The sequence below is a fragment of the Streptomyces sp. NPDC007346 genome (assembly GCF_040703535.1).
Lineage (GTDB): Bacteria > Actinomycetota > Actinomycetes > Streptomycetales > Streptomycetaceae > Streptomyces.
The window spans coordinates 1-7,998 of record NZ_JBEYKR010000219.1 but is presented as its reverse complement, the minus strand read 5'-3'; the positions used below and the strand labels follow the sequence as shown (position 1 = coordinate 7,998).

Genomic DNA, 7,998 nt, shown 5'->3' with positions numbered 1-7,998 from the left:
GGCCGTCGAGCGGAACTTCACCGACGACCTGGTACGCGGCGTGGTGCTGACCGACGCCCTGATCGGCACCTTCGCCGACGCCCACGACCCCGCACTGCTCCAGAACCGGTGCTTCCTCTACCACGTCATCGGCGGCGGAACCGGCGACTGGGACGTCCCCGTCGGCGGCATGGGCGCCCTGACCGACGCACTGGCCGGGGCCGCCCGCGCGGCGGGCACCGAGATCCGCGTACGGCACGAGGCGACCCGGATCGAGACGGACGGCACCCGCGCCGAGGTCACCGTGCGCACACCGGAGGGCGAACACGTCGTCGCCGCCCGCCGGGTGCTGGTCAACGCCTCCCCGCAGGCGCTCGCCGCCCTCCTCGGGGAGGCACCGCCCGCCCCCGCCGAGGGCGCCCAGCTCAAGGTGAACATGGTGCTCACCCGCCTCCCGGAACTCCGCGACCGGTCCGTCGACCCCCGGCAGGCCTTCGCCGGAACGTTCCACATCGCTGAGGGGTACGGGCAGTTGGCCGACGCCTACCGGGAGGCGGCGGCCGGACGGCTGCCCGCCGCCCCGCCGTCCGAGATCTACTGCCACTCGCTGACCGACCCCTCGATCCTCGGCCCCGACCTGGCCGCGCGCGGCTACCAGACCCTCACCCTCTTCGGCCTCCACACCCCGGCCCGGCTCTTCGCCGCCGACCACGACGCCGCCCGCGCCGCCCTGCTCAGGGCCGCCCTCGCCGAGCTGGACGCCCACCTGACCGAGCCGGTCACCGACTGCCTGGCCCTCGACGGGAACGGCGAACCCTGTATCGAGGCCAAGACCCCGCTCGACCTCGAACGCGAGCTGCGCCTGCCCGGCGGCCACATCTTCCACCGCGACCTCTCCTTCCCGTACGCGACCGGGGCCACCGGGCGGTGGGGCGTGGAGACCGACCACGCCAACGTCCTGCTCTGCGGGGCGGGCGCGGTGCGCGGCGGCGGGGTCAGCGGGGTGCCCGGCCACAACGCGGCGATGGCCGCCCTGGGGGAGTGAGACGCCCCGAAGCGGCGGGCGGCCCGCCGGTGCGGCCCCCGGCGCGCGCCCCCGCCTACCGCCCTGCCGCCGACCGCCCCGCCGCTCAGTCGGCCGACAGCACCCAGCCCGTCGCCCCGATCCGCCCCGCGTCCCGGGGCCGGCCGGAGTCGAAGACCGTGACGCCACCGTCCCGCACCCGCAGGGAGTCCACGTACGCGCCGCGCCCCACGTACAGCTGGTCCGTGGTGTAGCGCCACCGCAGCCGGACGTCCTTGCCGCGCCAGGGCGACAGGTCCGCCTCCAGCCGGTGCCACACCCGCCCCGACCAGCCGGAGACCCAGCCCTCCGGGTGCGGCCGCGGGTCCGGGCGGGGGCCCGGGGCCACGGTGGTGAACGGCACCGGCTGCCATCCTCGGCCGGCCGACGCCTCCAGCACGAGCCGGTCGGAGCCGGGTTCGGTGTCCCACCACAGGGCGCACTCCAGCAGGGAGCGCGCGGAGCCCAGGCGCAGGGCGGGCAGGGTCAATGTGGCGCTCGACGCGCTCGCCATCCCGGAGAACCAGGCCGTACGCCCCCGCTCCGGGCGGACCGGGACGGCACGGGCCAGCTGGTTGGCCGTCGCCACCCGGGGCGCGCTGCCCGAGCGCCAGCTCCGTACGGGATGGACCGAGTTGCCCAGCACGATCAGGAACGTGTCGGTCGACGGGTCGAGCACCAGGCTGGTCCCGGTGAAACCGGTGTGGCCCGCCGTGCGCGGGGTGGCCATCGCGCCCATGTACCAGTGCTGGTAGAGCTCGAAGCCGAGGCCGTGCTCGTCACCGGGGAACGCGGTGTTGAAGTCGGTGAAGAGGAGATCGACGGAGGCGGGGGAGAGGATGCGGGAGCGCCCGTAGACGCCGCCGTTGAGCAGGGTGCGGGCGAGGACCGCCAGGTCCCAGGCGCAGGAGAACACCCCGGCGTGACCGGCCACCCCGTCCAGGCTGTGGGCGTTCTCGTCGTGCACCTCGCCCCAGACCAGGCCGCGCTCCAGGCCGGACCACGGCAGCCGGGCGTCCTCCGTCGCCGCGATCTTCGGCTTCCAGGAGGCCGGTGGGTTGTAGCGCGTGCGGTGCATCCCGAGCGGAGCGGTGATCTCGTCGCGGAGCAGGGCGTCCAGAGTGCGGCCGGTGATCTCTTCCAGGATCAGTTGCAGCGAGATCAGGTTGAGGTCGGAGTAGAGATAGGCGCTGCCGGGGGTGCTCGCCGGTACCTCGTCCCAGAGCATCCGGAGCTTCCCCTCCCGGGTCGGCTCCTCGTAGAGCGGGATCCAGGACCGGAACCCCGAGGTGTGGGTGAGCAGCTGACGGACCGTGATGTCCTGCTTGCCACCGCCCGCGAAGTCGGGGAGGTACGCGGCCACGGCGGCCTCCAGCTCCAGCGCGCCGCGCTCGATCTGCTGCACCGCCAGGATCGACGTGAAGAGCTTGGAGATCGAGGCCAGGTCGAAGACGGTGTCCTCGGCCATCGCGATCTGCTGCTCCGCCGGGAACTCCACCCCGGTGTCCGTCGTCTCGTCGTACGCCGCGTAGCGCACCGCCTGCCCGATCGGCCGGTGCAGCGCCACCGTGCCGCCCCGCCCGGCGAGCAGCACCGCGCCCGCGTACCAGGGGTGCCCGGGGGAACCGGTGAGGTACGCCTCCGCCTCCCGGACCAGCTGGTCCAGCGGCCCCTGGAGCAGCCCGGCGCGCGCGGCGCTGCCGCGCCGCAGCGTGGGCCGGTGCTCGGGCCGGTGCGCCCCTGATCCCATGCTCGCTCCCGCGTCCGCCGCCGTCACCGGGCCCGTGCCCGGCGCGCCCCGTTCGACCGCCCCCGCCAGGGGGACCGGCGCCAGGGCGAGGGCGCCGCCCAGCGCCAGTATCCCGCCGCCCAGCCTCCGGCGGCCGATGCCGCCGCCCGTGGCCCCGTCGGCGGCTCCTGTTCTCCCGCCGCCCTCCGCGGGCCCGTCGCCTGCTGTGCTCGTGTTCTCGGAGGTGTGCCCGTTCCCCGCCGCGTACCCGGTCATCCGTAACTCCTTCCCGTGCCCGGAGCCGGCCCCGGGGAGATCCCCGCGCGAGCGCCCCGGCGCGAAAGTAACTTCCGAAATCTCGCCGAGCAGTGAAAGTTCCTGCCGACGCAGAGATTACTGTCGCCGCCGTCTTCCCGTGCGCCTCCGGGAGCGCAAAGAATCTGACACTACATCAGAAAGGCTCCGTCTCGCGGTCGTCCGGCTCGGCATCCCGACGCCCAGGGAGGCGAGCTGAGCAGAGAACTGGGCACCGATCAGCACGCAGTCCTCGGCCGCGCGAACCGTACGGGCAGGGGTGCCGGCGGCCCCCGGCGGGAACGGAACGGGCCGGGCCCGAGGGAGAAACGCCCCACGGACCCGGCCCGACAGCCGCCTCAGTGCCGCTCGTGCACCCGCACCACCCGCAGCTCCGGCGAGGCGGCGATGTCCTTCTCGCAGAACCGGGACGTCACCCAGCGCTCACCCGAGAACAGCCGCGTCTGGTCGCTGTAGTGCGGCGAGTTGGGGTTGGACGACTGGGAGTACGTGAGCAGCGTCCGGGCCACCGGGCACCGGCCGGCGTCCCAGCCGACCGCCTGGATGTAGCTGGAACCGGCCGACACCTCGCTGTAGCCGCCCGCCGCCGGGTTCCACACCGGCTCGATCTTGTTCCAGACGCCGAGGGACTCCGTGCCGCCGCCGACCGGGACGCGCTTCCCGTTCCGTACGACGAACTGGTGCTTGCCCAATGGCGCGTCCAGCGCGATGCGCGCCGCCCGAAGCTCCGTCACCGTGTCGGCCAGAGCCCTGCCCAGGCCGGGCGCGGCGGTGTTCAGGCCGCGCGGGGTACGCACCGGATCGGCCGGGTCGAACGGCACCTTCCACAGCTCCGCCGAGGGCACCGACGCCGCCTTGCGCCAGAACCGGTCGAAGAGCAGCGCGCCCCGGCTGTCGCTGTCCACGCTCCGGTCCCACCGTCGCAGCACCGGGCAGGCCGCCGACACGTCGACCGGTGCCCCGTCACCGCCCACGGCCGTCCCGCCGGGCAGCGTCGCACACCACTTCGCCACGTCGGCCGCGACCAGATCCCCGGTCGGGGCCCGGTTCGCGAGCTGCTGGCGCTCCAGGTCACCGACGCGCAGCCGCCCCCGCTCCGCCATCGCCGTGACATCCTCGATCGCGCCCCGGGTCCGGACCGACCGCTCGGTGGCGACGGTGCCGAAGACCCGCTCGTAACCGGTCAGCGGCCGGTCGGCGTTGGTCAGCCACGCGCTGTCGTTGGAGTTCTCGACGTACGGGGCGTTCTTCAGCGTGGGCATCCGGCCCGGCCCGAAGATCCCGGGCCGCACCGCGTCCCGGTCGCTCCCGAGCGCGCACGCCTTCCTCGACCCGTCCAGCACCGCGAGCCCGGAGGACGGATAGGTGGCCTGCCCCAGTGGGGTCGAGCAGCGCGCCGCCAGCTCGTCGGTGATCCTCGGCAGCACCTGCGACTGCGAGAAGAACGTGTTCCCCGCCCGGTCGGCGGCGATCGTGTTCACCCAGGGCAGCCCCTGGGTGCGGTGGAGCGCCCGCTCGATCCCGGCGGTGGAGCGGGCCTTGCTGAAGCCGAGCGATGTGTCGGCCATGCGCAGGTTCGTCGCGTTCGGGTCGTTGAGCGCGTACGCGGTGGTGGCCGTCCAGGGCAGCGGCAGCCCCGCACCGAGCGAGGTGACCACCGGGCCGTACCGGGTCCACCACTGGCTCCGGGTCACCGGGGCGGCGCCCTTCACCGGCACGGTCACGGTGCGCTCCACCATCCGCTGCGGCTCCCCGTCCACCAGGTAGACCGTGGGGTCGGCCGGATCCAGGGTCAGCTGATGCAGGTTCAGCGTGACGCCGGTCGCCACGGTGTGGCTCCACGCCACGTCCGCGGTGTGCCCGATCGAGACGGTCGTCGAGCCGAGCAGCGAACCGCCCGCCACGTTCAGCTCACCGGGGATCGTCTGCTGGGACTGCCAGAACCGGCGCCCGCCCTCCCACGGATAGTGCGGATTGCCGAGGAGCAGTCCGCGCCCGTCGGCCGTCGTGGACCCCCGGAAGGCGACCGCGTTGGAGCCCATGTCCGCGTTCCGCGTCGACAGGAGACGCTTGGCGGCCGCTGCCGCCTCCTTCGGTGTGACCCCGGCCTTCGGTGTGGCCCCGGCCGCCGACGGTGCGTGCGCCGGCGGCCGTGCGGCCGTGATGCCGTCGACGCCACGCCCCTGGCCGCCGAGCACGGACAGGGCGAAGCCCCGTACCGCCACGTCCAGTGTGGTGACCGGCCGCACCCAGGAGGCGCCCCGGCAGGCGGGGTCGGTGATGCGGTCGCGGTTGCGCGCGAGCCACGCGTTGTACCCGGCGGCGAACCCGCGCATCGACTCCTCGGCCTCCCGGCTGGGACCCGCCGGAGCCGGAACCCTCAGCAGCTTCTCCACCGTCCCGCTGTCCCGGACGCCCCGGAAGTACAGGTCGCTGGAGAGGTTCGTCGCCGCCGAGGAGAGGGAGAAGTCCGGCGCCGCGTCCGGGCCGAAGAACTTCGACCGCTCGCCGCGCACCGTGACGAACCCGTCGGCCAGGGTGCACACCTGGTCGGCGGCCTGCGCCCAGCCGGTGCCGAAGCCCAGGTTCGCGTAGTCCTTCGCCACGATGTGCGGGATGCCGTACTCCGTGTACCGGATGGTGGCGGAGAGCCCGCCGGCCGACGGGTGCCGGGGCTCCGGGGCCCCGGAGGCGGCGGCCGACGGCAGCGACGCAGACACGGTGAACAGGACGAGACCGGAGAGCGCGAACAGTCTGAGACGGTGACGGAAGGTCAAGGGTGTTCCTCCCAACAGGGCGGTCGGCCAGGACGGTTCGCCCGGTCCCGCCGGGCAGCCACGCGCCACTCAGCCAGGGTGCCACGCCCTCTGTCAACCGGGTGGCCGGTATTCAGCCCTCCGGCACTCCCGGCCGGACCCTTGACCCGCGGGTCCCGGCCGCAGAGGATCACGCCCATGACCGGTGTACGCAGCAGCACAGTCGACGGCGTCCTCACCCGCAGCGCCCGCCGCACCCCGCAACGGACCGCCGTGCGGTACGGCGACCGGGCCTGGACCTACCGTTCGCTCGACGCCGCGGTCTCCACCGCGGCCGCCGTCCTGACCGGCGAACACGCGCTGCACCCCGGCGACCGGGTCGCCTCGTACGCCCACAACTCCGACGTGTACCTGATCGCCTTCCTCGCCTGCGCCCGCGCCGGGCTCGTCCACGTACCGGTCAACCAGAACCTCACCGGCGACGACCTGGCCTACCTCCTGGACCAGTCCGGTTCCGCCCTCGTCCTCACCGACCCGGACCTCGCCGAACGCGTCCCCGAGGGCCGTCCCGTACGCACCCTGCGCGACGCCCCGGACTCGCTCCTGGACGCCCTGGACACCGAGCGGCCCTTCACCCCGGAGCGCGCCCCGGGCTCCGGCGACCTGGTGCAGCTGCTCTACACCTCCGGGACCACCGCCCTCCCCAAGGGCGCGATGATGACGCACGGGGCCCTGGTCCACGAGTACGTCAGTGCCATCACCGCCCTCGGCCTGGCGGGCGGCGACCGGCCCGTGCACTCGCTGCCGCTCTACCACTCCGCCCAGATGCACGTGTTCCTGCTGCCGTACCTGGCGGTCGGCGCGGAGAACACCATCCTGGACGCCCCGGACGCCGGCCGGATCTTCGACCTGGTCGAAGCGGGCCTGGCCGACAGCCTGTTCGCCCCGCCCACCGTCTGGATCGGCCTGGCCAACCACCCGGGCTTCGCCACCCGCGACCTCACCGCCCTGCGCAAGGCGTACTACGGGGCGTCGGTCATGCCCGTACCCGTCCTGGAACGCCTGCGCGCCCGCCTGCCGCACCTGGCCTTCCACAACTGCTTCGGCCAGAGCGAGATCGGCCCGCTCGCCACCGTCCTCGGCCCCGACGAGCACGAGGGCCGGATGGAGTCCTGCGGCCGGCCCGTCCTCTTCGTGGAGGCCCGCGTCGTCGACGAGGAGGGCCGCGAGGTCCCGGACGGCACCCCGGGCGAGGTGGTCTACCGCTCGCCCCAGCTGTGCACCGGCTACTGGGACAAACCCGAGGAGACGGCCGATGCCTTCCGCGACGGCTGGTTCCACTCCGGCGACCTCGCGGTCCGCGACGCCGAGGGCTACTTCACCGTCGTCGACCGGGTGAAGGACGTCATCAACTCCGGCGGCGTCCTGGTCGCCTCCCGCCAGGTGGAGGACGTCCTCTACACCCACCCCGCCGTGGCCGAGACGGCGGTCGTCGGCCTGCCCGACGAGCGCTGGATCGAAGCCGTCACCGCCGTCGTGGTCCTGCGCGGCGAGGCGAGCGACACCGAACTGATCGACCACGCCCGGCAGAAGCTCCCCCACTTCAAGGCCCCCAAGCGGGTCGTGTTCGTGGAGGCACTGCCCCGTAACGCCAGCGGGAAGATCCTCAAGCGGGAGCTCCGGGACCGGCTGGCCTGACGGGCCGCGCTCGCCGGACCGGCCCGCCGCGCCTGGCCGGCCGCCCGGCAGCACCGGCCGTCCGGCAGCCGAAACGCAGCCCGCCCTCCCCGATTCGGGGAGGGCGGGCCGGATGTCGTACCGGGGTCTACTTCAGACCGTTGCTGATCGCGTTCACGAGTTCGCCGTTGGCGGTGTCGCCGTTGAACTCCCAGAAGAACGCGCCACCCAGGCCCTGGCTCTTGGCCCAGGCCATCTTGCTGTTGATGGTGGCGGGGGTGTCATAGCTCCACCAGTCGTCGCCGCAGTGGGCGTACGCCGTGCCCGCGATCGTGCCGGTGGCCGGGCAGGTGGTCTTCAGGACCTTGTAGTACTGGTTGCCGGGCTCGACGCCGGCCGCCGGACCGCTGGCGCTGCCGCCGGGGGCGGACTGGGTGACGCCGGTCCAGCCGCGGCCGTAGAAGCCGATGCCGAGCAGC

At 73.8% G+C, this 7,998-nt stretch carries 5 protein-coding genes; 2 read left to right on the top strand and 3 right to left on the bottom strand.

From position 1 onward, the window contains the following. Positions 1-1,024, top strand: a 1,024-nt coding sequence (locus tag AB0917_RS32435; protein WP_366823291.1) for an FAD-dependent oxidoreductase, incomplete at its 5' end; no start/stop codon positions are given. Between the two features lie 85 nt (positions 1,025-1,109). On the opposite strand, the gene AB0917_RS32430 is transcribed toward AB0917_RS32435, so the two are convergent. Together AB0917_RS32430 and AB0917_RS32425 are read right to left on the bottom strand one after the other, a co-directional pair. After that, on the bottom strand, positions 1,110-3,047 hold the full coding sequence (locus tag AB0917_RS32430; RefSeq protein WP_366823290.1) for a serine hydrolase: 1,938 nt from the start codon (positions 3,045-3,047) through the stop codon (positions 1,110-1,112). Between the two features lie 377 nt (positions 3,048-3,424). Further along, a complete protein-coding gene (locus tag AB0917_RS32425) occupies positions 3,425-5,863 on the bottom strand; it encodes an acylase (protein WP_366823289.1) in 2,439 nt (812 codons plus the stop codon). A 177-nt stretch (positions 5,864-6,040) separates the two neighbouring features. Between AB0917_RS32425 and AB0917_RS32420 the strand changes: the two genes are divergently transcribed. Then, the gene (locus AB0917_RS32420; protein ID WP_366823288.1) at positions 6,041-7,540 is read left to right on the top strand and encodes an acyl-CoA synthetase; all 1,500 of its coding nucleotides are present in this window, start codon (positions 6,041-6,043) and stop codon (positions 7,538-7,540) included. A 127-nt stretch (positions 7,541-7,667) separates the two neighbouring features. Here the strand turns inward: AB0917_RS32420 and AB0917_RS32415 are convergent. Beyond that, the coding region (locus AB0917_RS32415; RefSeq protein WP_366823287.1) for a glycoside hydrolase family 18 protein at positions 7,668-7,998 on the bottom strand (331 nt) is incomplete at its 5' end.

What these genes read in the sequence shown, in the direction of transcription:
- AB0917_RS32420 (WP_366823288.1), top strand. Translation starts at nt 6,041, where the DNA reads ATGACCGGTGTACGCAGCAGCACAGTCGACGGCGTCCTCACCCGCAGC.
- AB0917_RS32430 (WP_366823290.1), bottom strand. Translation starts at nt 3,047, where the DNA reads ATGACCGGGTACGCGGCGGGGAACGGGCACACCTCCGAGAACACGAGC.